This window comes from Clostridium sp. AM54-37XD, assembly GCF_003478225.1.
GTDB lineage: Bacteria > Bacillota > Clostridia > Lachnospirales > Lachnospiraceae > Coprococcus > Coprococcus ammoniilyticus.
In genome coordinates this window covers 24342-49730 of record NZ_QUEV01000013.1, presented here as the reverse complement: position 1 = coordinate 49730, position 25389 = coordinate 24342, and the positions used below count along the sequence as shown (strand labels likewise).

26 protein-coding genes, 1 tRNA gene and 1 pseudogene are annotated in these 25389 nt (G+C 41.7%); 3 read left to right on the top strand and 25 right to left on the bottom strand.

All coding sequences use genetic code 11. The features are described from left to right. Nucleotides 1–14: 14 nt before the first annotated feature. Nucleotides 15–233, bottom strand: a complete 219-nt coding sequence (locus DXA07_RS11455) for a heavy-metal-associated domain-containing protein (protein WP_021943627.1) — start codon at nt 231–233, stop codon at nt 15–17. Nucleotides 234–257: 24 nt separating this feature from the next. Then, entirely contained in the window at nt 258–620 is a 363-nt protein-coding gene (locus tag DXA07_RS11450; protein WP_021943626.1) for a metalloregulator ArsR/SmtB family transcription factor, read from the bottom strand. 301 nt (nt 621–921) lie between these two features. Here DXA07_RS11450 and DXA07_RS11445 point away from each other — a divergent pair, with 301 nt between their 5' ends. Next, nucleotides 922–1122 carry a DUF378 domain-containing protein gene (locus DXA07_RS11445; protein WP_008401155.1) on the top strand — a complete coding sequence of 67 codons (201 nt, stop codon included), beginning with the start codon at nt 922–924 and terminating at the stop codon, nt 1120–1122. 641 nt (nt 1123–1763) lie between these two features. Here DXA07_RS11445 and DXA07_RS11435 read toward each other — a convergent pair. From DXA07_RS11435 to DXA07_RS11415, 5 genes are all read right to left on the bottom strand, one after another. Then, nucleotides 1764–2705 carry a type II CAAX endopeptidase family protein gene (locus tag DXA07_RS11435; RefSeq protein ID WP_021943625.1) on the bottom strand — a complete coding sequence of 314 codons (942 nt, stop codon included), beginning with the start codon at nt 2703–2705 and terminating at the stop codon, nt 1764–1766. 69 nt (nt 2706–2774) lie between these two features. Continuing rightward, complete coding sequence (locus tag DXA07_RS11430) at nt 2775–3155, bottom strand: RidA family protein (protein WP_008401150.1); 381 nt, start codon at nt 3153–3155, stop codon at nt 2775–2777. A gap of 26 nt (nt 3156–3181) precedes the next feature. After that, nucleotides 3182–4294, bottom strand: coding sequence for a 3-dehydroquinate synthase (gene aroB, locus DXA07_RS11425; protein ID WP_021943624.1), 1113 nt, complete (start codon nt 4292–4294; stop codon nt 3182–3184). Nucleotides 4295–4388: 94 nt separating this feature from the next. Beyond that, nucleotides 4389–5222 (bottom strand): S1-like domain-containing RNA-binding protein, encoded by an 834-nt coding sequence (locus tag DXA07_RS11420; protein WP_021943623.1) that lies wholly within the window; start codon nt 5220–5222, stop codon nt 4389–4391. Continuing rightward, complete coding sequence (locus tag DXA07_RS11415) at nt 5219–5947, bottom strand: acyl-ACP thioesterase domain-containing protein (RefSeq protein WP_021943622.1); 729 nt, start codon at nt 5945–5947, stop codon at nt 5219–5221. Before DXA07_RS11415 ends, DXA07_RS11420 begins: the two co-directional genes overlap by 4 nt. A 214-nt stretch (nt 5948–6161) precedes the next feature. On the opposite strand from DXA07_RS11415, the gene DXA07_RS11410 reads away from it, so the two are divergent. After that, nucleotides 6162–6234, top strand: a tRNA-Gln gene (locus DXA07_RS11410). A gap of 462 nt (nt 6235–6696) precedes the next feature. Here the strand turns inward: DXA07_RS11410 and DXA07_RS11405 are convergent. Further along, nucleotides 6697–7548 carry an amidohydrolase family protein gene (locus tag DXA07_RS11405; protein WP_117785321.1) on the bottom strand — a complete coding sequence of 284 codons (852 nt, stop codon included), beginning with the start codon at nt 7546–7548 and terminating at the stop codon, nt 6697–6699. A 284-nt stretch (nt 7549–7832) separates the two neighbouring features. On the opposite strand from DXA07_RS11405, the gene DXA07_RS11400 reads away from it, so the two are divergent. Next, nucleotides 7833–8567, top strand: coding sequence for an N-acetylmuramoyl-L-alanine amidase (locus DXA07_RS11400; RefSeq protein ID WP_118484686.1), 735 nt, complete (start codon nt 7833–7835; stop codon nt 8565–8567). A gap of 226 nt (nt 8568–8793) precedes the next feature. Here DXA07_RS11400 and DXA07_RS11395 read toward each other — a convergent pair whose 3' ends face one another. The 17 genes and pseudogenes from DXA07_RS11395 to iorA all read right to left on the bottom strand — a co-directional run bounded on the left by DXA07_RS11395 (nt 8794) and on the right by iorA (nt 25353). Beyond that, nucleotides 8794–11064, bottom strand: coding sequence for a glycoside hydrolase family 3 C-terminal domain-containing protein (locus DXA07_RS11395; protein WP_118484684.1), 2271 nt, complete (start codon nt 11062–11064; stop codon nt 8794–8796). A 138-nt stretch (nt 11065–11202) separates the two neighbouring features. Next, nucleotides 11203–11763 carry an NUDIX hydrolase gene (locus DXA07_RS11390; RefSeq protein WP_118484682.1) on the bottom strand — a complete coding sequence of 187 codons (561 nt, stop codon included), beginning with the start codon at nt 11761–11763 and terminating at the stop codon, nt 11203–11205. 94 nt (nt 11764–11857) lie between these two features. After that, a complete protein-coding gene (locus tag DXA07_RS11385) occupies nt 11858–12592 on the bottom strand; it encodes a GntR family transcriptional regulator (RefSeq protein ID WP_118484680.1) in 735 nt (244 codons plus the stop codon). Next, nucleotides 12582–13343: a GntR family transcriptional regulator gene (locus DXA07_RS11380; protein ID WP_118484678.1), complete on the bottom strand. Its 762-nt coding sequence runs from the start codon at nt 13341–13343 to the stop codon at nt 12582–12584. Before DXA07_RS11380 ends, DXA07_RS11385 begins: the two co-directional genes overlap by 11 nt. A gap of 123 nt (nt 13344–13466) precedes the next feature. Further along, entirely contained in the window at nt 13467–15086 is a 1620-nt protein-coding gene (gene ptsP, locus DXA07_RS11375; RefSeq protein WP_008401139.1) for a phosphoenolpyruvate--protein phosphotransferase, read from the bottom strand. A 28-nt stretch (nt 15087–15114) separates the two neighbouring features. Next, a complete protein-coding gene (locus DXA07_RS11370; RefSeq protein ID WP_021943614.1) occupies nt 15115–15372 on the bottom strand; it encodes an HPr family phosphocarrier protein in 258 nt (85 codons plus the stop codon). A gap of 18 nt (nt 15373–15390) precedes the next feature. Further along, on the bottom strand, nt 15391–16404 hold the full coding sequence (locus DXA07_RS11365) for an SIS domain-containing protein (protein WP_118484676.1): 1014 nt from the start codon (nt 16402–16404) through the stop codon (nt 15391–15393). Nucleotides 16405–16426: 22 nt separating this feature from the next. Further along, a complete protein-coding gene (locus tag DXA07_RS11360; RefSeq protein ID WP_008401136.1) occupies nt 16427–16858 on the bottom strand; it encodes a secondary thiamine-phosphate synthase enzyme YjbQ in 432 nt (143 codons plus the stop codon). Continuing rightward, nucleotides 16855–17715, bottom strand: a complete 861-nt coding sequence (locus DXA07_RS11355) for an amidohydrolase family protein (RefSeq protein WP_347465475.1) — start codon at nt 17713–17715, stop codon at nt 16855–16857. The genes DXA07_RS11360 and DXA07_RS11355 overlap by 4 nt, the downstream gene beginning before the upstream one ends. 18 nt (nt 17716–17733) lie before the next feature. Continuing rightward, a complete protein-coding gene (locus tag DXA07_RS11350; protein ID WP_117808702.1) occupies nt 17734–18564 on the bottom strand; it encodes a PTS system mannose/fructose/sorbose family transporter subunit IID in 831 nt (276 codons plus the stop codon). Next, a complete protein-coding gene (locus tag DXA07_RS11345) occupies nt 18554–19348 on the bottom strand; it encodes a PTS sugar transporter subunit IIC (RefSeq protein WP_173783667.1) in 795 nt (264 codons plus the stop codon). Before DXA07_RS11345 ends, DXA07_RS11350 begins: the two co-directional genes overlap by 11 nt. Nucleotides 19349–19370: 22 nt before the next feature. Beyond that, nucleotides 19371–19837: pseudogene (locus tag DXA07_RS11340) on the bottom strand (PTS sugar transporter subunit IIB). A 36-nt stretch (nt 19838–19873) separates the two neighbouring features. Continuing rightward, nucleotides 19874–20284: a PTS mannose transporter subunit IIC gene (locus DXA07_RS11335; protein WP_117808704.1), complete on the bottom strand. Its 411-nt coding sequence runs from the start codon at nt 20282–20284 to the stop codon at nt 19874–19876. Next, nucleotides 20281–21408, bottom strand: coding sequence for an SIS domain-containing protein (locus tag DXA07_RS11330; protein ID WP_117808705.1), 1128 nt, complete (start codon nt 21406–21408; stop codon nt 20281–20283). Before DXA07_RS11330 ends, DXA07_RS11335 begins: the two co-directional genes overlap by 4 nt. Nucleotides 21409–21617: 209 nt before the next feature. Then, a complete protein-coding gene (locus tag DXA07_RS11325; protein WP_117808706.1) occupies nt 21618–22721 on the bottom strand; it encodes a GGDEF domain-containing protein in 1104 nt (367 codons plus the stop codon). 323 nt (nt 22722–23044) lie between these two features. Then, on the bottom strand, nt 23045–23614 hold the full coding sequence (locus tag DXA07_RS11320) for an indolepyruvate oxidoreductase subunit beta (protein WP_117808707.1): 570 nt from the start codon (nt 23612–23614) through the stop codon (nt 23045–23047). Further along, a complete protein-coding gene (iorA, locus tag DXA07_RS11315) occupies nt 23614–25353 on the bottom strand; it encodes an indolepyruvate ferredoxin oxidoreductase subunit alpha (protein ID WP_021943606.1) in 1740 nt (579 codons plus the stop codon). Before iorA ends, DXA07_RS11320 begins: the two co-directional genes overlap by 1 nt. Nucleotides 25354–25389: the final 36 nt, after the last annotated feature.

The following is a 25389-nucleotide window of genomic DNA, read 5'->3' as shown; positions in this document are numbered from 1 at the left end:
GATCTGCATTATTTCTAATATTCGATCGTAGCTTCCTCATCAATGCTCTTGATGATCTTTTCTGCCTGCTTTAAGATCTCGTCTAATTTGTCTTCATCTGCGTCTAATGTAAGTTTCTGTGCCATAAAGCTGATAGATGCGCTGTTAACTCCCGGTAACTTGCTGATCTGCTCCTCCATCTTTGCTGCACAATTTGCGCAATCTACATCACTTAAATTATATCTCTTCTTCATAATATCCACCTTTAACCTTTCTTATTATTCAAATATATGCTCAAGTCCCATTCGCATGATCACTGCTACATGGTCATCGGCAAGCTCATAAAACATATTCTTTCCGGCTCTGCGGTTCTTGATCAGCTTCGCCTGTTTTAACACTCTTAATTGATGAGAAATGGCAGATGCATTCATTCCAAGCTCTTCTGCGATGTCACCAACACTTTTTTCGTGATCCAGCAGTGTGTATAAGATCTGGATTCTGGTAGAATCGCCAAATACTTTAAACAACTCGGCCAGATCATACAGATTCTCTTCGTCCGGCATCATCTCATTAATCTCAGCGGTGATCTCAGCAATATCGTTCTCTTTGCATTCACATGCTTCCCTGCTGTCCGTATTCATTCTGTTCCTCCTCTCGTTGTTTTATTGAACATTTGAATATCTGTTCATATGTTGTTTTTAATATAACATTATGTTTGTACCCTGTCAACTGATTTTTATATTTGCTTCAAATAAATTTTTGTCGCCAGATTCATTATGTTATATTTTTTCATTTTATACCTTCATCCTGTGTATACATTTTCCCTTATAATGGCAGTATATTTTTTTCATGTTCGCACAAACTAGAGATATGGAACCATTAATTTTGCGACGCCTTGCCAAAAACTAATGTCCAAATAATTAGAAATCAGAGAGGAATGCCATGAAAGTATTTAATGTTATTTGTCTTACTCTTGTGATCGTTGGGGCGATCGTTTGGGGTATCATCGGAATCTTTAATTTTAATCTTGTAGATGCTTTATTCGGAACCGGCTCCGCCTTTTCCAGAATCATCTACACACTCGTTGGTATCGCCGGACTGTACCTGATCTCCTTCTACGGTCTGATCTGCAACGAGGACTAGCCGAACACGCAAAAAATCCCCCTTATGGTTGTGTGCCCTCTTCATATGCTGGTTCTTCCACTAACAATGACCTGCTGCGTTTTCTGTATGTTGCACATGCCTGATCCGTAAATACTCCTGTGCCAACTCGCCTTCGGCTCAGACAGGCACCCGTATTTACTGGCAATGTGCACCATACAACGAAAGCCTCGCATATGTCATATTTTAGTGGAAGAACCAGCATACAAAGAGGGATTTACTATCCACAATGAAGGATTTTTTCTGCTATTGATATTCCCACTATGAAAAACTCGCGAATGTTTTTTCATAGTGAAAACACCAACACTCGAAACTGGATAAATCCCTGTATATCGAATGGTGTATTTTTCTGTTTATCTTTTTATTACTCATTTACATATAGCAACAAAACGCCCACCAAACAAATCTGATCTGGTACCTGCTCTATTATAATATGACATTAGCGAGGATTTCTTGATGAATTGCACATTGTCAGCGAATGCGGGTGCTTGTCTGAGTCCGAAGGACGAGTTAGCACAAGAGCATGAGCGGATAAGACATGTGCAATGAATAGAAACCGCAGCAAGTCATTTATAATAGGGTAGGTATCAGATCAGATTCATTTGGTAGGCGTTTTTCTATAGTTAAAATAAAAATTCTTCGACAACGCAGCGGATCAGGCAGTAGAGGATGACCACGATCATAAGCGGGGTAAGCAGTCGAAGCTTTTTGCCATTTTCATCGTACCGGTTAAAAGGTTCGGTGAATACAGCGGTGAAACTCTCCTTTCTACCATTTATAACTGCAAGCAGATAAATAATTCCTGCCGATATTACAGTGCCAACCAGTGCCATAGGTATATATGCCCGGATGGTGCTGAGCAGCATCGTCTGTGTTACTTCTGTATTTTCTGCCTGATCTTTTAACGCCGGAATGATATTTGCAATATGCTTTATAACAACAGAAAAACCATTGATCAGAAAATGCATGATCATTGTTGGAATAATGCTTCCGGTTGCTTCTACAACAAATCCAAAGATCAGACCGATCACAACCGCATATGCCATCTGATTAAAATTCATATGCATCAGTCCAAATAAAAAGCCTGACATCAATATGGCCTTTAATCTGCCGGCTTCATGAAAGCTTCCGAACATGACACCACGATACGCCAGTTCTTCTATCACACACGGCAAAAATGCCATGAAAAAAAGCGAAGTCCCAAGTGTATTATGATCAACCAGTGCTGAAGCTGCATTGCTGATCTCATTTCGCACAAATAACATTGAGATTGCATTTAACAATGTAATAAGTGGCTCCATAAACAGAACCAGTGGTGGAATCAGCAGGAGTGTCAACGGATGAAATCTCCGAAACCAGATGATATCCTTTACATGCTTTCTCATGATGAACAGATATAACACTGTTGGTACAAATATCAGACTCTGACTGAATAATATGTTTTGTTTTATCGTGATGCCGGAAAACAGATCTGTAAATAACGCCAGCACCGTTACGACCTCGTAAACTGCGATCAAAGCTGTAAACAAACATTCAGCTCCAAAAATTTTCTTTCTTGTCTCCATATACCCTCTTATAATAATGTGGCAGATATCATTCATACATCTGCCACACCATCATTTTAAAATCTTTATTTATACAACTGCTACTGCTTCGATCTCAATCAGTACGTCTTTTGGAAGTCTTGCAACTTCTACACAAGAACGTGCAGGGAAATCTTTGTTGAAATATTCTTTGTAAATATCGTTGATAATTGAGAACTGGTTCATATCCTTAATAAATACTGTAGTCTTTACAACCTTGTCACAGGATGAACCGGATGCCTCGATCAGATTCTTCAGATTTGAGATTGCCTGTTTTGCCTGAACTGTGATATCTCCTTCTACTAACTGATTCGTTGCAGGATCGATCGGAACCATTCCTGACGTAAATAAAAATCCATTAGCAACGATTGCCTGTGAATATGGTCCGATTGCCTGTGGTGCTTTCTCTGTGCTTATTATCTTCTTATCCATTTTTATATCCTCCTGAAATTTAATGCCTATATCTCCATAATGATCTCTCTTGCCAGACTCTCCGGTATGGCTTTTGCATACTGGTCACCATCAAATACCTCGATTGCGCCGATTCCATGCTGTAAAACGAAACGCAAATGTCCGTCTCTGACCTTCTTATCGGTATACAGCTTCTTAACCAGAGCGTCACGGTCAATATAATCCGGAATCTCCGTTGGAAGATCTGCCTGCTTCAACATGGCAACCATAGCTGCTTCATCCTCTGCTGTACAGTAGCCAAAATGTTCTGCCATCTTCACCTCTGCAACCAGACCGATCGCAACGGCCTCTCCATGCAGCAGCTTATAATCACTGACTGTCTCGATGGCTCTTCCAACCGTATGTCCAAGGTTCAAAACCTCACGCAAACCGCTTTCCCGCTCGTCCTTCATAACGACCTGATATTTGATCTCGCAGTTCTTCTCCGCGATATGTCTGCATACCTCGTCCTTTACTGCAAACACATCTTCGATATGCTCTGACAGATAATCGAAGAATTCCCTGTCTGCAAGGCAGGCGTGCTTGATCGTCTCTGCAAGACCTGAAGATAACTGCCGCTGTGGAAGTGTCTTCCATGTTGCGATATCCAGATATACCTTCTGCGGCTGATTAAACAGTCCGATCAGATTGGTTGCAAGCGGTGTATCGACCGCTGTCTTTCCTCCCACGGATGCATCCGCTGCCGCAAGTAATGTCGTTGCATAATTGATAAATGGAATTCCTCTGCCGTAGGTTCCGGCTACAAATCCTGCAAGGTCTGTCACCACGCCACCGCCAACGGCGATAATGCAGCAATCTCTCCGATATCCCTTTGCAAGCATGGTATCTTCTACATACTCCTTTGTCGCTCTGGTCTTGCTCAGTTCTCCTGCCGGAAAACTTATAAGATCTGTCTTGTATCCTGCTTCTTCAAGCATCTTATAAATCTTGTCCGCATACAGCTCTTTTACATTGCTGTCTGTAACTACTACAAATTTGGATATTTTTCCAACCAGACCGGCTTTCAGATCATCGATCAGCTTCTGTTCCAGCTCATATCCAATCTCGATCTCATAGCTGTCGTCTACTACTTTTTTTAATTCAACCTTGAAATTACTCATCTTCATCCTTTCATTTCCTGGTACTTTTCAGCCATATAACACGCATAGCTGTCTTTTTGTTTCTCCTGAACATTCCTGCTCATTTACGAATACATTATTTGATGATAATGTTTTTCTCTGTGATCCGGATCTTACCCTCTTTTAACAGATGTCCAACCGCACGCTTAAATGCATTCTTGCTGAGTCCGAACTCTTTCTCGATCACTTCTTTATCTGCCTTGTCATTAAATGGTAAGGTTCCTCCATAGCTTTCGATGATATTGTATACCATCTCGCTGTCATTGTTGATCTGTTCACGGATCGGCTTCTGTAAACTCAGATTGAGTTTGCCGTCTTCTCTGACATTTGCCACACGGGCTTCTACCGTCTCGCCCACATTGATCCGGGAATGGATCTCCTTCATCGGGATCAGGGCTGAATAACGATTATCAACCGCAACAAATGCTCCCAGATTCTGATTAAATTCAAATACCGTTCCACTTACAGAATCCCCTGCCTTATATGGGGACTGTGTCTCCAGATAGGCATATACCTTCATGCTGACGCACAAACGCTTGGAACGATCCTCATACATCCGGACCAGATACGACTGACCTTCCCTTACCTTGCTTGTCTGCTCTTTAAAAGGAAGCAGGATATCTTTTTCCAGTCCCCAGTCCATAAATGCACCGATGCCCGTCACATTGACACATTTTAATACTGCAAGTTCTCCCATCGTTATGATCGGATGATTTGTTGTTGCGATCAGACGATCTGCGGAATCACGATAGATAAATACATCTAATTGATCTCCCATTCTTGTTCCCGCAGGTACCTGTTTCTTCGGAAGCAGGACTTCCTCGTCGTCGTATTTTTTCTCGGCAAGGTAAATGCCGAAATCTTTCTCTTTTACAACCTCTAAATGGTTCCATTCGCCAATCTTGATCATGCTGTCTGTCTCCCCGTTCTCTTTGTTTTAAATTCTACTATACATCTGGTCTGATCTTCTTCATCTGCAAATACAAACTGTATCAGATCATCTCTTTCTGCTTTCTTTATTACGATACATTCATCTTTTACAAACTGCCGCTTATACTCGCTTCTGATCTGACAGATCATGTCATCCGAATCGATATATTCCAACGCCAGCGCAATATATGCTTCATTATTCATGTGGTTATTCGAATCAATCTGATAAGGCAGAACAACCCTTCTGTCTGTCTCTTCCATGCCTTCGATCAGCCGGATCTTTCTCGGAGCATATTCCATCGGAAGCTTTTCTGCAAGAGGATATGCTGCTCCTACTTCAGGCTCAATTCTTACAGGACGAAGCGTATCAGTATCAATATAACTCCACTGGGAAGCTGCCTGTACAATATTCGCTCCATTCTCATCCCGAATAACTATATTACGATATCCCATGGAACCTTTAAAATCATATGCCCAGGTTCCAACCCTGATCTTCTCCTGTAATACCGGATACCGCTCCACATCGATCTGCCATGAGATCAGAAACCAGGCCCGGTTATGGTCCTTCAGATATTCAATTCCAATTCCTGCCTGTTCTGAATCGAAGATCGCACAATCCTGAAAGTAATTTGCTATCGTTGCCGCATTTGCTTCCTGTCTTCCATGCGTTTCGCTGTATCTTACGATCGCATCAAAACTGTACATATGTATTCTCCATTTCCTATTATAATGTCATCTCCACAAGTGCTCCCATTATACAACAGCCAGACTATTATTTCTACCTGGATTTTCTATTTCCATTGATTTTTATTCTCAAATTTTTCGTGTTCATTGCGTACAAATAACTTTTTGTAATTTTTTTAAAAAAGTGCTTGCTTTTTTCAAACTGTTGTAATATAATATCATCTGTTGACAGCAATGGGCTATCGCCAAATGGTAAGGCACTGGACTCTGACTCCAGCATTTTCAAGGTTCGAATCCTTGTAGCCCAGCTCTTAAGAACCAGATGTGATCTGGTTCTTTTTTTGTGCAATCAACCATCATGCAGAAATTGTGCTTGCAACGCAAGAGCACAAATTTCTATATGATGGTCAATGTTCATCGAGTCGTTAGACGAGAGGAACCTGATTGCACAAAATTGTTTTCAATTTGACGACCGCTAATCATCGAGTCGTCAGACGAGAGGTACCTGATTGCACAAGAAAAGGAAAGGGACCGCCGTCTTACAGGCAGTCCCTTGTATTTATGAATATTTTTTTGTGAAAAAAACAACGACTTAAATTTCGGATGTCTTAGGAGCTGTCTTCTCTCCTTTTCTTATTGTAACAAAATTGTAACACATTTTTAATTTTTGTGCAATGTCTATTTTTACTAATTTATCGGAAATTTATTTTACTTTTATATATGAATCCTCTAATGCTTTCAAATATATTGTATAGTTCACTTTATATTTTCTATTCTGCATCCGGCAGTCCCAAAAGCTGCAATGCGTTTTCTCCAAGGATCTTTTTCTTGTCTTCATCTGATAACGGAAGTGCCTGTATGTCCTTTATGGCCCGCTTCTGATCTGTCCACGGACTGTCTGTTCCAAATACGATCCGGTCTGCTCCATGTGCTCTGATCAGTTTCAGGAACATCTCCTCTGATGCCAGCTTCCAACGATGTTCAGCACCCGAAAGCCATGCAATCTCTCCATAGGAAAATGCTGTATCCATATATACATTTCTTCCGCACAGCTTCGCAAGTACCTCGTCCCAGAGATTCCAGCCACCCATGTGTGCAAGAACGAGCCGCTCCGGCTGAACCTCATCTAATACTTCACACACCATGTCCGGTGTACAATGTGTTACAGATGGAAGTCCGATATCTACTCCGGCATGAACCACAACGACCAGACCCAGTTCTGTTGCATAACCGATAATCCGTTTATAACGGATATCATTGAACATGGCATCCTGATAATCCGGATGCAGCTTAATTCCCTTTAATCCGGCAGACTTGATGCCATTTAAAATCTCTTTATAGTTATCATTTCCGGGATGGATTCCGCCAAATGACCAGACGCCACTTCCCGTAAACTGGGCTGTTACTGTCTTTGCAACGGTATTGATCCGCTCCACCTGATGAGGTGCGGTTACAACAGGAAGGACAACAGAGATATCAACGCCGCTTTGCGCCATTGAATGCTGCAAGCCTGCAAGTGTACCATCCGATGCCGGCTTTGTCTTTGATCTACTTACTAACAGTTCAAGTGTCTTTGAAGCTATTTTATCCGGATATGTGTGAGTATGAAAATCTACGATCATCTTTTATTCCTTTTCTTATCTTCTCCCTGCCACCCTGTATTTAGGGTAACACCCAGGTTTTCATTTGACAATATTAAATTTTTCAGAAATTTATTAATTTCTTTCGCACTTTTCTATATAAAATGCCAAATTATGTCGCCTGCCGGTTCCATGTTACACCGCATTTCACCGATATATGTAAATATTAAATCTTTTCTATCGTATTGAAAATCCGATCATTTTAGAGTATCTTAGTTGAGAATAAACTAGAAACAGAAAGGGCTGCTCCGGCAGTTTTATACATTATGGCTGGAAAAACAAAAAAGAAACTGACCGTTACACAGATGCGGTCTGTCATAAAATTCCTGATCGGTGTCAACATCGTCCTGCTCATCGCCGTTATCGTTCTGTCCGTCCTGTTGGCGGTCAGTCGGTCAAAAAGCAGCAAGGATGCTGTCTCGATCATAAAACCGGACGGAAAATACACAGTCTGTTTGGATCCGGGACATGGCGGTTCCGACATCGGGGCAACCGGAATTAATAACATTCATGAAAAAGACGGAAATCTGAAGCTTTCCTTAAAGGTTGCAAAACTATTAAAGAAAAACGGAGTAAAGGTTGTTATGACTCGTGATGATGATTCTACCGTTTCTTCCGAAGATCGTGCTGCGATTGCAAATGACTGCAACGCAGATCTCTATCTGGCGCTCCACAGGAACTACGCAGCCAACCCTGAGGCCTGTGGTGTAGAAGCATGGATCTACAGCTCCGGTTCCGAAAAGAACCATGCGATCGCAGATACCATCCTGTCCAATCTGGAAAAGGTCGGAATCTCCGATAACCGTGGTGTCCGTACCGGAACACAGTTTGACAGTGACAACGATTACATCGTTATCAAACAGACAAATATGACAAGTCTGATCATCGAGATGGGCTTTATCAGCAACGAAAAAGACGTAGAGCTTTACGATAATAACATGGATGATTATGCCGCCGCCATCGCTAACGGCATTATCGAATGGCTCAACGAATATCAATAAAACAATATGTATATAAATGCCGGTATAAACGGTCTGTCTGCCAGTACTATGAAACATCCATAGAGAAGCCGACTGATTTTCATACAATTTTGTGCTATGTCGAAGCTGCAAACGACTTTATCGCAGCAGAGACATATGCATATAAAATTGTATGAAAGAAGGTAGGCACACGTGATGTTCATAGTACCGGCAGACAGACCGTTCATACCAGCATTTTATTTATTAATTATTTTATTGTTATGGTTGTTACCGACCGAATATCAGAAACAGAACTTCCGATATAGATTGTATAACTTCCTGCCACGACCTTCCACTCATCCGTCTTCTCATCAAAATGACGGAATGCCTCGGCTGTCAATTCAAATTCCGCATACTTTGTTTCTCCCGGTGCAAGTGATAACTTGCAGAAGCCCTTCAACTCCTTCACAGGATTCTCCGGACTTACTTCCGTTTCTCCGACATACAGCTCTACCGTCTCTTTTCCGGCAAGCTTTCCGGTATTTGTTACCGGGATCTGTACCTTGAATGTCTGACCATCCGGCTCTTTTACCTGCATATCACCATAGGAAAATGTCGTATAAGATAATCCATGGCCAAATGGAAACTGTACCGGGATCTGATATTTGTCATAATACCGATATCCGACAAATACACCTTCTCTGTATGTTTCCGTCAATTTTGCATTCATTCTTTCATGTTCTTCTTCCGTTAAGGTTCTTCCGGGGAAATCTCCAAAAACCATCGCCGGTACCTGATCAAGAGATTTCGGCATGGTCATCACAAGTTTACCGGATGGATTTACTTCACCAAACAGGATTTCACCGAGTGCTCTGCCACCTTCCATTCCTGCATAACTCATCCATACAATCGACTTTGCATCATCAATCCATGCGCTCATATCAACCGGATTACCTGCCATCATGACAATGACCATATTCGGATTCACTTTTAAGAGCTCCGTGATCAGTTCATCCTGATGATATGGAAGCTTCAGATCCGGTCTGTCGTATCCTTCTTCATCTGTATCATGATTTAAACCGCCAACAAAGATCACATCATCATATTCTGAAGCAAGGGCAACCGCCTCTTCACGAAGTGCCTTCTGGATCTTCCGTCCTTCCGGATCATTTCCTTCATAAGCCCCCTGCTCCGATGCCAGTTCATCCAGACTTACCTCCTGCCAATTCAGTACCTGCTGCCTGTTCTTATCCGGCACATAATAACCTTCTGCATATGTCACTTCGCAGTTACCACCAAGCTCCATCTTAATACCAAGCAGTGGATTGATCTCATAAAGTGCCGCAATCTCCGCACTTCCGCCACCATTTGAATGAAGCTTTGCTGCATTATGTCCGATCACCAGAAGCCGATGTGTCTTCTCAGGTGCAAGCGGCAGTCTCTGTTCTTCATTCTTTAACAGTACAATTGATTCTCTGGCTGTCTCTAACACTGCATCCTGATGTGCTGAAGTATCATAACTTCCTTTCTTCCGGCTCCGGTCACGAACCGCATAGACAGCCGGCTTCTGTTCCGTGCAGCCAGCGGATATAGCCGTCTGTTCATTGTCCCCACTTTCGACTTCTACGATATCTATCATCTTGACACGAAGCATGAATCGGAGAATACTCTTTACTTTTTCATCAACTCTTTCCTCTTCGATCTCACCATTTCTTACCGCATTTAACAATGGATCTGCCATGCAGTATTCATCGAAGTTTGCATAGATTGACATCTCTACATCGATCGGGCTTTCTGCTGCGGCCTTTGTATCGTGGATGCCACCCCAATCCGAAACGATCAGGCCGTCATAATTCCATTCTTTCCGCAGTATCTCACCGAGCAGTTCATTATTTTCACAGCAATGAACCCCACGGAACAGATTATAAGCACCCATAATAGATCTTACCTTTGCTTTCTTTACTGCTGCTTCAAATGCAGGCAAGTATATCTCACGGAGCGTTCGTTCATCGATCTCGACATTCACCCAGTTCCGCTCTGTTTCCTGATTATTAACAGCAAAATGTTTCACACAGGCACCCACGTCAGAACTCTCGATCCCTTCGATCACCGGAACCGCCATCTCTGATATCAGATAAGGATCTTCGCTGAAATATTCAAAATTTCTTCCGCAAAGTGGCGTCCGCATAACATTGACACCCGGCGCAAGTATGATATCCTTGCCACGTCCTCTGGCTTCTTCACCAAGTACCGTTCCTGATTTTCCTGCCAGTTCCCGGTTCCAGGTTGCGGCGATCGCACTGTTACTCGGACAATATGTAACTCCATCATCATTATGTCCGGCTCTGCCCCAGTTATCATTAAAGAATTCGAACCGCACCCCTGTCGGGCCGTCCGACATCACGATTGGGGGGATTCCAAGTCTTTCTACTGCCCCGGTGCGGAACAGACCCGCACCATGGATCATCTTTATTTTCTCTTCTAATGTCAGTTCATTTACTAACTGATCGATCTTTCTTTCATAATCTTTGTGAAACATCGTATTTTTCCTTTCTGTCCAGATATTTACAACCCTTATCTGCAAACGATACGGTTGCTGCAGGCTGTAAGAACCGTTGTGCCATCTTTCACTTTAAGCTCCGTCCCCTGTGCCCCTCTAGATTCTACTTTTTATCCTCTATTCTCTGCTCCACACATAGCAGTATGCCTGTGTTCTCGCTGCAAATTTTGCTTTCTTAAGAAGTTCTCTGACTTCTGCCTTTGTATACCAGCCGGCTTCGATCTCTTCTAATGTAGAGGTACTCTTATGGAACTCTCCCCGTGCCTTTCCAACAACGCAGACATTTGTTTCATTTGAAAAACCGACCGCACTGTAGCTGGTTCCGATGAAATCATCGATCTCATATAATTCCAGCCCTGTCTCTTCACGAAGCTCACGCTTCGCACTCTCCTGCGGCGTCTCACCCGGATCGATCAGACCTGCCGGAAAGTTATATACCCATTCTCCCGGAGCAAGACGGAATTCCTTATCGATCAGTATCTTCTCGCTGGTCTCATCCGTAGCAATGATCACAACTGCATCTGCCATTTTGCCATGCAGTCCTTCAAAATCCGTAATGTCACCATTCCGGCTGATCATCTCATATACCTTCTTCTGATGATCCACTGTCTCATATGTTATATCATAGCGGGTAATAAATTTACCTTCGCATTTCTTTTCTACTTTTTTGAATTGCATTTTCAAATAACACCTTTCAAGTACTAATATTATAAACCGAAGCCGGCATAACAAGATCCATATGATCCGTAACAGAAACGCTTATGTCTTTCCTTTAAGAGACCTCAACATCAAATCGGAATTTTGTATAAGCAGGATTCAGATAACTCATGGTAAACTCTACAATATTATAATCTGCATCCGCACCCTGATAATTGATCTTATAAATCGCAGTTCCACGATCCACCTGCAGCAGCTCTGCGAGCCGTTCATTTGCCTCACATATGACCAGCTTCTGTCCAAAATGGCATGGCATATGTCCTTTTGCTTCCATATAATCATATAAAGACACTTTGGCGAAATCAAATTCATCCAGATCATCAAAATATTTTTTCGGTACATATGTATACTCCACTGCAAATGGTATATCACCCTCTGATCGTACCCGGTAAATTCCATATATCATCTCATCATCCGAAATTCCGAGCTTATATCCCAGATATTTACTTCCTGTGATCTCACCGGTCCCGAGAAGGCGATTTTTTACCTCCATTCCACCCTTACGGAGCGTCGCTGTGATGCCGGTATTTCCTGCTTCATTTGAATTATCCAGATCGATCTTTTTCTTATCTCTTTGTGCAACATACGTTCCAGAACCCGGTTTACAAACCAGATATCCTTCTTCTACAAGCTTACTGATCGCACGTTTTACGGTCATACGGTTCACACCATAGGCTTCCGCCATTTTTCTCTCACTTGGTATTGCTTCACCCGGCAGATATTTTTTTTCATCTATTTTCTTGATAATAGAATCCTGTAATTGAATATATAATGGCATTCTATAATCCATGGAGCACCTCCTCCATCTTTTGCTTAATGACAGGATCTTCTTTTTCAAATGCAACCCATTCTTTATTGATCACCGATTGCAGATATTCCATAACCTCACCTTTCTCGTCATATGTGATTCCCTCTTTTTTTACAAGAGCAGTCAGCTTGTCAACATTCAAGGCTTTGGCTTCATTTTCATCAGCATATACAATTCCAACTGTTAATTCCTGTTTTTTGGGAATATGATGATATTCCTGAATCAAAATATCAAATAACGAATTATCTTCCAGATCAAACCGCATCAGCTTAGGAGCCTTGCTTTCCGGTATATATGAATATTCTATGGTGATCGGAACAGCCCTGTCTTCTTCTACGACCATACGGATACGGGTAATTTTGAATAACGGAGTTCCTAACGGAAGCTTAATACTTTTATTCAGTTCCTTATCTACTTCCACACGCTCAAACGCCAACAGTCTGCTTCTTGTTTGTGCCCCCATCTTTTCCAGCTTTTCACTGAATGATCGAATTCGGTCAAGATTGGATATCATTCTTCTGTGGGCTATGTAGTTGCCGCTCCGTTCCCTGCATTCTATGATCCCTTCATCCTCTAATAATTTATATGCAGATCTGACGGTAGCTCTCTGTACCCCAAACTGTTCAGCCAGATCCCGTTCAGATGGGAGTTTTTCTCCTTCTTTCAGTTTATTTTTCATAAAGTAAAATTTTAATTCATACGCAATAAACTCATCTTTATTCATCAATTTCATGGCAAACTCCCTCCTGTACTCTATTAAGTATAGCAACTTTTCCAAACGCAAACAAGCAGGAAATGTCAGTTTATAAGACCAAAAACAGACCCGTACATGTGCGGATCTGTCTCTGTATACTTTTTATAACTCTCTTATTTTTTTCCTTAACGGAAGTATCATACCCGGTGCAACTGATAACTCATCAATGTTCATCTGTAAAAACCTTTCTGTCAGACTTAGATCGGCTGCAAGTTCACCGCATATTCCAATCCACTTTCCTTCTGCATGAGCATTCTCTGCTGCCATTTGGATCATAGATAACACCGCCGGATGGTGTGAATCATAGAAGGAATCCAGATTCCGGTTCTGGCGATCAATTGCCAGAGTGTACTGCGTCAGATCATTTGTTCCGACACTAAAGAAATCCACTTCCTTTGCCAACTCTCTGCTGATCATAACCGCAGCCGGAGTCTCAATCATTATACCGGTTTCAATCTGATCGGAAAATGCTATTCCATCTGCACGAAGTCCGGTCTTCACCTCGTCCATTATCTCTTTAATACGACGAACCTCTGATACCGAAATGATCATCGGAAACATGATCGCAATCTGGCCATACGCGGATGCTCTGAAAATAGCTCTAAGCTGGGTCTTAAATAATTCGGGTCTGGTCAGACATATCCTGATCGCACGGAACCCCATTGCCGGATTATCCTCTTTTTCCAGATTAAAATATCCAACCTGTTTATCTGCTCCGATATCCAACGTACGGATGATCACCCTTTTTCCGGCCATCATTTCCGCTACCTGTCTATAAGCTGCAAACTGCTGTTCCTCTGTTGGATAAGTTTCATTTTCCAGATATAAGAATTCGCTTCTGAATAACCCGATACCACCGGCGTCATTTCGGAGTGCCGCTCCTACATCTGATACATTGGCAATATTGGCATAAAGGTTAATCTTCTGCCCGGATCTGGTTACATTTTCTTTGCCCTTCAATGTCTCCAGAAGCTCACGCTGTTCCTGTTCGACAGCTTGCTTTTTTCTCATGGCAACAAGGATTTCTTCATCCGGATCAATATAGATCTTTCCTTCCTGACCGTCTACGATTGCAAGTCTTCCGTCATATTTCGGTGTTAATGTATCACCGATTCCTATAACAGCCGGAATATTCATGGTTCTGGCAAGAATCGCTGTATGGGAATTTGCCGAGCCTTCCACTGTAATAAATGCCAGCACCTTATCTTTATCAAGCTGAACAGTCTCGCTTGGTGCCAGATCATCTGCCGCGATGATTACCTGCTCCGTCATTTCAAATGAAGCATTCTGTTTTTTTGCAAACTGGGAAAGGAGCCTGTTCGATACATCCTTTACATCTGCTGCCCTTCCCTGCATATAGGCATCATCCATCGCTTCAAAGATTGCTGCATAATTATCAGATGTGACACCTATTGCATATTCAGCATTTACCTTTTGTGTATTTATAATATTCTCTACAGAATCATTATAATCCGGATCCTCAAGCATTAACTGATGTGCTTCAAAGATCATGGCATTTGCTTCTCCCACATCAGTAAGTGCCTTGTCATATAACTGCTGCAATTCAGAAAGTGCTTTTTCCTTTGCAGTCCGGAAGCGGCGTATTTCCGCCTCCGGATCATCGACATGACGTCGTTTTATCTGGATTTCGTCCCTTTTAAAGAATTGTATCTTCCCGATAGCAACTCCGCCAAATACACTTTTACCCTGTAATATTACCATATTGTCACCTCTTTAAAATCCGATCCTTTTACAGATGTTCCTGAACGAACGCTTTCAGGTTTGCTGCATCTTCTGCCTCGTTTTCACCTTCTACTTTTATCAGGATCTTTTGACCTTTTTTTGCTCCCAGACTCATAACTGCCATAACTCCTTTTGCGTTTACGGTTCTGGATCCAAATGTTACGGATACTGTGCTCTTACATTTTGCAGCAGCCATAACAAACTGTGAAGCCGGTCTGGCATGAAGTCCCTGCTCATCTGTAATTACATATGTGAATTCAACCATAATAACCGCCTGACCTTTTTAATATTCAAACTGACGATAGTAACGTCTGAATTCCAGACTATGTCCTGTATTCTGCTCATAATGAATAGCAAGTCGTTCTGTTAATATCGCGGTAATGATCATCGGAGAGCAGATTACTCGGAACTCATCATCGATACCATCCAGAATGTAATCCTTGGTATCAATAATAACAGCTTTCTTTGTATGTTCTTTTACAAATCGTTCTACTCTTTCATCTAATGGTCGATATTCGTCCTCACCTTTTATTACAAATACCGGAACTCTGTCATCAACTAACTCCAATGGTCCATGGAAGAAATCAGCAGATGAAACAGTCTTTGTACGAACCCACTGCATCTCCTCTAAGATACACATTGTAAAGAGATAGGTCTCACCCCAAAGGACACCGGAGCCTGTAAACATTGTATATGGTTCATGTGCATATGTCTTTGCGATCTCGATCGCTCTTGGCTCAAATTTTTCTCTTACCGCAAGGAGATCCTTAAACAGATTTTCCATCTGATCTGCCCATCTGTCATAATGTGGAAATTCTCCTCTGTTCTTTAAGATACGGAGCATTACAAAATAGTATAATAAGTAAGAATGCTCACAGTCACCACATGCATTATAAATCGGGTCTGTCAGCAGATTTGCTAAAGGAGTTGTCTCATCCTTTGTAAATCCATATACATTGATTCCCTGATCCTTACAATATTTTACTGCCTTCAAGATCTCCATAGTATTGCCTGATGCAGAAGAGGTAAATACAAGAGTCTTATCTGTAATATGTTTTTTATTTTTTACCAGAAATTCACCTGCATTTTCAAGATAGATTGGAAGATCTGTATATTTCTTGGCTACTTCTACAACCGGATACCATTCTGCCCATGTTCCACCGATACCAAGCATACATACGCTGTCATATTCCTTTGCCGTGATCCGGTCAATCAATGCCTCAACCTCTCCTCTTAATGAGTATGTCTTTGCTCCGTCCTTTAAATATTTCTCTGCGTCAAATTTTTTTAATGCCATAGTTCTTTCCTCCTGTTATTTTTTATTCCCCTATAATTGTTATATAAATTGTTCTATATTGTGGTCCATCATATTCACACAGATATATGTCCTGTGCACTTCCACTTTTCAGCTTTCCATCTATAACCGGGAATACACAATGATTTCCGGTCAGATGGGCTTTTAAATGTCCGGTCGGATTGCCTGCCATCGCACCGTAGGTATCTAACAGCCTTCCATGGGCATATTCTCCATCCTCAGGAACAAGTCTTTCCATCAGATGCCCAATATCATATTCCAGGCACTCCAGTCCTTCATTAACTGCAATTCCTGTTGTCGTATGTGCTGTTATAACATATACAACTCCATTTCTGATTTTGCTTTTTTCTACAACCTGCCTGATATCATCTGTAATTTTCACCAGACAGTTATATTCTTTTGTCAGCACCTCTATACTGCCATGTGTTACCATCATACCTCCAATCCCAGAAACTCAATCGCGTTCTGTCCAAATATCAGATCCTTGGTAGATTCTCTTATATCCATAGCTTCTATAGCCTTTTTCATTCTCCGCATCTCTAACCGCGGATCATCAGAGCCAAACATGATCTGATGTCTGAAGCTTCGATCGATCCAGTGCGGTCCCATATCCACTTCGAATACCTTGTGATAAAACTCCGGGGCTGTATCAAAATACAGGAATGCTGTATCCGCATAAACATTTCTGTATTTGAGCATCAGCATACAAGTTTCCTGCACCCATGGCCATCCGCAATGTGCAAGACAGATTCGAAGCTTTGGATGTCTGTATGCTGTTTCTTCAAACTCAACCGGCCTCGCATATTTAGATAAGGTATCCGGCTCTACCGACATTCCGCAATGAAACACGATCGGTTTATTATACTTCTCGCATATCTGATATATCGGCTCCATGTATTCATCTCCCGGATAGAACTTCTGCTTTGACGGATGAAGCTTCAGGCCTGCCAGATGATACTCTGCAAATGCTGTTTCAAGTATCTCTGTCGCATTCGGCCTGTGAGGATCTACACTGGCAAATCCGATAAAACGATCCGGATATGTTGCTGTCAATTCCTTTACCTGGTCATTTGTTCCTAGTATGCCTCCATATTCCGTAGTCAGATCCAGTGGAAGCAAAACCGCTTTATCCACTCCGGAACAATCCATCAAGGTTAACAGTGCATCAACCGGGATCTGATCCGTCTTGTATAAGCCATACATCTTTTTTGCAAATTCATTCTGATATTCCGTTTTGCATACCGGCTCTAAAAATGCAGGATGTACATGCATATCAATTACTATTTTTTTCACCTTACTACTACCTCCTTTTTAACCAAGGAAGCCAAAGAATGCTCCTGCTATTCCAAGTACAAGCATGATCAACATAATAAGCAACGGATTAACCTTCTTCTTCAATAACCAATAAGTAACTCCAAATAGCAACAGCACCGGAAGGCCCGGGACAATGCCATTTAACAGATCCTGAATTGTACTTGCTTCTTCGCCGCTTCCAATCTGCGTTATAAAATTAATCGACGTCATATCCATCGTCATGCCGCCAACTACCATAATACCCATGATAGAGGCTACTTCCATAACTACCTTCATCAAACCGGATTCAACAATCTTTGCCATGGATTCACGACCCATTTTATATCCAAGGAATACTCCAAACCATCTGCAGAGATATGCCGGAATGTTAAAGATCAAAAGGAAGAGAATAGGTCCGAGAATGTTCCCCTGCAAGGCAAGTGAACATCCAATTCCTGTTGCGATTACCTTGATCGTGCCCCAGAACAGAGAATCGCCGATTCCTGCTATAGGTCCCATTAATGCTGTTTTTACTGCGCCAATCGAATCTGTATCAAAATCTGCATCCTGTGCATTTTCCTCTTCCATTGCGGCTGTGATACCCATCTGAAATGTTGCAAGATAATGGCTGGTCTGATATAACGTCAGATGACGCTTCATAGCAGCTGCCAGATCCTTCTTATCCGGATATAGTTTCTTTAAAACCGGATACATGGAAAAACAAAATCCTACATTTCCCATTCGTTCATAATTCCATGTATGTTCATATGTGATCTCTCTTAAAAACACCTTTGTGAGATCTTTTTTCGTAACTACCTTATCGTAGTCTGCATGTATCTTAGAACTCATCAAAATCACCTCCGTTATCTGCGGTTTCAACTACCGGTACCGCCCCCTGTTGCTTGTCTCCGAATATGCCAAATGTTACTCCGATTATCACAATAAGTACGGCAAAAATCGCAACTCCTGTTGTGGATATTCCAAGGTATGATACCAGGAAAAAGCCAAGGAAGAAAAATGGTGCAACCTTGCGATTCATCATCTGCTGTGCAAGCATTGCAAAACCAAGTGCAGGAAGCAGTGCTGCTGTTATATCCATACCGGACTGAACAAATTCAGGTATTTTACCAAGAAGTGCTGTTACTGCATCACTGCCAAAATAAAATGCAAGTGGGATGCAGACAATACCAAAAAGATTCTGAAGATATCCTGCGATCAGATAATCTCTGTTAAATGCCCGTATATTACCTTTTTCAGCATCACGGTCACATTTGTGGATCATAACAAGCATCAACGGCTGGCAGATACCGGTATTTGCCGCAAGCATTACGGTTGCGATCGGAATACCAAGTACTAAAGCTGTTTCCGCTCCGCCTCCTGACTGAATCGCAAGTGAAACACCGAGCACAGTGCCTGCGATCAGATCCGGCGGATTATATGCACCGATCGATACGGCTCCTACAAGTGCAAGTTCCATAGTTGCCCCCATAATAATACCGGCCGGAAGATTTCCCATTACCAGACCTACTAACGGTCCAAGAACGATCGGTCGCTGCAGGCAGCTTGTACCAAGCAGCCATTCTGAATAACCAAGCAGGCCGATCAGAAAAATAAGTATTGTTTTTAATATCATAATCTGTCCCTCCATTCATCCGTTAAAACAGCGATTTGCATTTAATTACTTTATCAGCCGGGATCATCTGAATAAATACATCAACGCCATCATCAACCATCTCTTTTACCAGAGCCAGCTCGGCTGCATCCATATATGCGCTTCTACCATATAATTTTGCATTTTCATGGTATGCAATGTTGCCGATATTTAATGTCTTTTCTCCTGTAGCTTCAATGATTGCTTTGGCTATTTCTACCGTTTCACAGATGATAAATAATTTATATTTATCAGTTACCCCGCTTTTCAATGCTCTACAGCTTCCGCTGTATTTTTTACTACAACCTTTGTTCCGGATGGTTTCGCCATCTTTAGTGCGTTTAATCTCAGCGGATCATTTTTAACCGTGTCACTTACCAGTAGCAGGCAATCTGCCCCTAATGATGCTGTCCATGATACTGCTACCTGTCCATGTAAGAGACGATAATCAACACGAATTGATTTGATCATATAAACCTTCTCCTTTCTTTTCTGTTAATACACAGATTAAAAATCTTCATCATCATACGTTGTATTTACTGTATTACAATAAACCATCATATCTTTAGCCTCTGCAACCGCACTCTCAATTACAGACGCCGTATCCTGATCCTCTGCACTCAGCAGGATACCGATCACTGCAGCCAGATTCACACCGGCAACAACATGTATCCTTGGATCAGACAATAATGCGGATGCATTATTATTCACACTTCCGCCTAAAAGATCTGTCATTATCACAATCTCTGCCTCTGAATCCGCTTCAACAATTCTCTTTAATTCCGGAAGCGGATCCGGGCATTCATCTGTATAAGCATTGATACAGGTCAGATTTTCCTGTGCACCTGCCAGCATTTCAATCGTTGTCAACATTCCTTCGGCCATCTTTCCGTGTGTTGCTAAAACATATTTTCTCATCCGTTCTCCTCCCTTCTGCTCCTTTCAAGCTTTTCTTTCATAATCCTGTCATAGTCTTCTGTTTTTGGCGAAACAGCCTGTTCCATCCGGGAAAACAGCGGATGACAAGTAAAATTATTTTTTTCCTTTGTTACATGAGCCGCTATATATTGAAACAATGCAGCTGTATATAACGGTGTGATCTCTGCCGGAAGCCGGCATGGTATCCGAATCTGTCCATCTCGTTTATCGTGAACCTGATCCGTAATCATATAGCAGTGCTCCGTGATCAACAATGTTGCTTTATAAATATCATACAGTCGATCAGAGGTTTTACCACAATCTATAAAGAAAACCGAATAATCCGGAGTAAGCTGCATATCCGGTCCATGTATAAATTCTTCGCTTTCATAATATACCGTCGGAACTTTCAGAGTTTCCTGAAATTTCAACGCTCCCTCTCTGACCGTTGCCAGATTGGCTCCATCGCCGACCAGTATTGCTTTTTCCATACACAACAGATCCTGATATCGTTTTTGTACCAATTCTTTCGCCTGCATCAGGCAAAGCTCCTGCATTTCACAAGCATTCCGGATCTGGCTTACTGCAGTTTCATATTTCTGATCACTAATTTCTCTTTTTTGAAAACCTATCTCCAATATCATAAGCATGAGGAACTCGATCAAAGTAGAATATCCAAGCGTTACATAATCAATGGTTTCATTTCCAACTCCATACTCCACAAGACGATCCGTGTATCTGCTTGCACTGCCATTTTCATTCCCGGTTAACAAAACAAATGGTTGATGCTCCTTATTTAGCTCCTTCATAATTTCTATTATGTTTGTACTGCAGCCACTCTGGGATATTAAAATCGTAAACCGGTTCTTTTCTCTCTCCCGGTAAACATCCAGATATTCCACTGTACTTAATACACTGATATCGAATTTACTGTATTTTAAAAGAAACGGTCGAGCTGCATATGCTGCATTCAGGGACGATCCGGATGCGATCAGACATATATCTTCTTTGTCCTGATCCAGATACCAGTCGCATATCTTTTTGGTAAGAGACTTTCTCTTATCAAGATTATCTTTCATAATACGACCGGAAACCTGAATATAATATTCCATATCCTTCTTCATTTTCCATCTCCTTTTGTGGTTCTTTTTGTGAACCACTTTGTAAATATAATATACCACCTATCAACTGGTTTTGCAATACCAATTTTATATTTTTTTATACCAACTTGAAAATTCGCAAAAAAATAGAGAAACCGGTATACTTATAGTACCAATTTCTCTGTTTTTTTGATATCATTTTTTAAATTACGGATTGCATCTTTTTAATTATCTTATTCACTTACAACCGTACGGTTACGTCCGGCTTCCTTCGCCTGATACAGCGAATTATCTGCCCGATTGAACCATGCCTTTGCACTCTCTCCTTTGGAATATTCCGCAACACCACAGCTACAGGTGATTCCACTGTTATTCATGAACTGGAAGTAGTAGCATCGGAATTCTGTTCTTACATCCTCTACGACATTGATCACCTTTGGCAGTTCAATGTTGCTGAACAATATAACAAATTCCTCTCCACCGTAACGGAATGCAAGACCATAGTCTTTTGATTTCTCCTTCAGCATCTTACAAAGAGCCTTGATAACCACATCACCATTGCTGTGTCCGTATGTATCATTTACATTCTTGAAATGGTCGATATCAAAGATCGCAATATATGCTTTCTCACCGGTCTCCTCGGTCTGCAGGATTTCTTTCTCCAGACTCTCCTCAAAGGAACGTCTGTTATATAATCCTGTCAGCGGATCTTTACGAAGCTCTGTCATAAGACTCATCTGACGAACTGTGAAATTGCCGATGGATTCCATCAGTTCCTTCGTATGCATATTCAGTAAGCACGTTACAAAGGTCAGTATAAATACCAATACAAATGATGTAACAACATATCCACTGAACCGCATCTGTGTCCAGTCATATAAATGATGCAGATGAATCTCATTGATGATAAGACTTGCCGATGCAAGAAGTGCGATCACGATCGTAATATTCTGATTCGCAAAGATAGCCGTGATCACGATAGCGATCGTTGGCATCAGCACCAGAATGATCGAATTGTAATGTTCAAATGCAGGTACTGCCAACACTGTAAACATCATCAGGGAAACCAGCCAGTCTGCACCATTATCGGTTAATTTATTCTTCTTTAAAGCGACCAGCGTTCCTGTCAATGCTGCTGCATATATCAGAAATGGCACTACAACATATAATGTAATATATGCTCCACCGGACATCCCGAGATCTGCCTTATCATTTCCTATATTCGTCATACACATGATCAATTCAACAACCATGAATATACACGCTAACGTCAGAAATACCTTCCATAACAACATCTGCCATTTTTTGCTGATATTAACAGTGATTGTATCGTTCATCACGAATTCTCCTTAAATAGCCCTCAGTTTTCCTTTCCCATGTGAAAACACTCACATAGATGATTTTACACTATATCCTCTGTATCGTCCACTCTTTTTTGTCAAAAATACCTAAAAAAACACATTTTACAGATGAAAACCTATACATAATGTAACATTTACCAATTTTGACGTTGGATTTTTCTCATTAATCAGGTTGATTTTCGTATCTTCCGGTTAAAGTAGTCAGCGACATTTACTATACAAACGCCAGCTGACACAAAGATACCTCCTGTCTTTTGAACAGGAGGCATCCTTGGTTTGATCTGTATCTATATTTTTTATTATAATGCATAACCAACTTCAAATGCTTTCAGATTCATCTCAACAGTCTTTGGAGGAACTGTTGCCTTGATGACCTCAACCCATTTGTCATGGTCAAAATCCATATGCTTTGCGGCAACACCGATTATGATCGTATTGAATACCTTTGGATTGCCCAGCTTCTTTGCCTCTGCCATCGCATCGATCGAGATCACCTTATGCTTCTCTGATAATGTCTCTAAGATGTGATCCGGATATTCTGCCTGACCGGTTACAACCGTGATCGGATCGATTCTCTGATCATTTGCAATAATTACGCCATCCTTCTTCAGAAAATGAGCATAACGCATAGCTTCCAGCTTCTCAAATGCGATCAGAACATCTGCATGACCTTCTTCTACAATCGGTTCCGCAACCTTCTCACCATATCTTACATATGTAACAACACTACCGCCTCTCTGGCTCATACCATGAACCTCGGAGAGCTTTACATCATAACCTGCTGCTGTCGTAATACCACCGAGGATACGGCTTGTAAGAAGAGTTCCCTGTCCACCGACACCAACTATCATAATATTCTTTACAGCCATTAGAATTCCTCCTTTTCGATCGCATCAAACTTACAACGCTTCATACACAGTCCGCAACCATTACACATGGTCTCATCGATCTGGATCGTTCCATCCGGCTGCTTGATAACTGCCGGACATCCCGGCTTTAAGCACATACCGCACTTCTTACATTTCTCCGGGATAGCTCTGCATACACCTGTTACCTTGGTTGTCTTTAAAAGAACACAAGGAGACTTGGTGATAATAACAGAGATCTCATCCTTTGCAACTTCCTCTTTGATCAGCTTCTTTAAACCGTCAATGTCAAATGCATTGATCTCATGTACACTGTCAATACCGATCGCCTTACACAATTTATAAATGTTGATCGCATATGTAGGTTCACCCTGCAAGGTCTTACCGGTCGCTGCATGATCCTGATGTCCTGTCATACCGGTTGTTGAGTTATCAAGGATGATAACGGTTCCTGTACCCTTGTTGTAAACCATGTTCATCAGAGAGTTTACACCTGTATGCATGAATGTGGAATCACCGATAACCGCAACCCAGTTCTTGATATAATCTTTTCCTTTTGCTTTTTCCATACCATGTAATGTAGAAATGGAAGATCCCATACATACGGTTGTATCAATTACGCTAAGCGGCGCAACTGCTCCCAGTGTATAGCATCCGATATCTCCTGCTGCATGGATCTTCAGTTCGTTTAATACTGAAAATACACTTCTATGCGGACATCCCGGACAAAGGATAGGTGGTCTAGGCGCAACCTTTGCAGGTTCTTCCTGCTCAACCTTCTCGCCGAGGATCTTCTCTCTTAACATATTTGCACTGTATTCACCCTGAACGGTCAGAAGCTCCTTACCTACTGCATCGATGCCCCAGGCTCTTACCTGTGTCTCGATATGAGGCTCTAACTCCTCAATAACATACAGCTTATCAACCTTTGCCGCAAAGTCTTCGATCAACTTTCTAGGAAGCGGATTTACCATACCAAGCTTTAATACGGAGGCATTTGGCATTGCTTCCTTTACGTACTGATATGGAATACCGCTGGTGATAACACCAACGCTGGTATCATTCATCTCTACACGATTGATCGGCATATCCGCACCGTCTGCTGCCATGTCCTTTAATCTCTGTTCTACAAATACATGACGAGGGATCGCATTACCCGGCATCATAACCATCTTCTTAATGTCTCTCTCGTATGGCTTATCCTCTACTTCTACTCTGTCATTTAATTCAACAACGCCCTGTGAATGTGCCAGTCTGGTTGTTGTACGGAGCATGATCGGAGTATCGTACTTCTCGCTGCATTCAAATGCATACTTTGTGAACTCCTTTGCTTCCATACTGTCAGATGGTTCAAACACCGGAATCATCGCTGTCCTTGCTACCAGTCTGGAATCCTGTTCATTCTGTGATGAATACATACCCGGATCATCGGCTGCTACTAAAACCATACCACCCTTTACACCGGTATATGCTGCTGTAAATAATGGATCTGAAGCTACATTCACACCTACATGTTTCATTGATACGATTGAACGGACACCGGCAAATGATGCTCCGATCGCAACCTCTGTTGCAACTTTTTCATTTGGAGACCATTCTGCATATATCTCAGGATATTTTACAATATTCTCACTGATCTCTGTACTTGGAGTACCCGGATATGCTGCTGATACCTTTACACCGGCTTCATATGCGCCTCTGGCGATCGCTGCATTACCGAGCATTATCTTTTTTTCACCCATTAATTTATCCTTCCTGTCATTTCTCATATTTGCCTT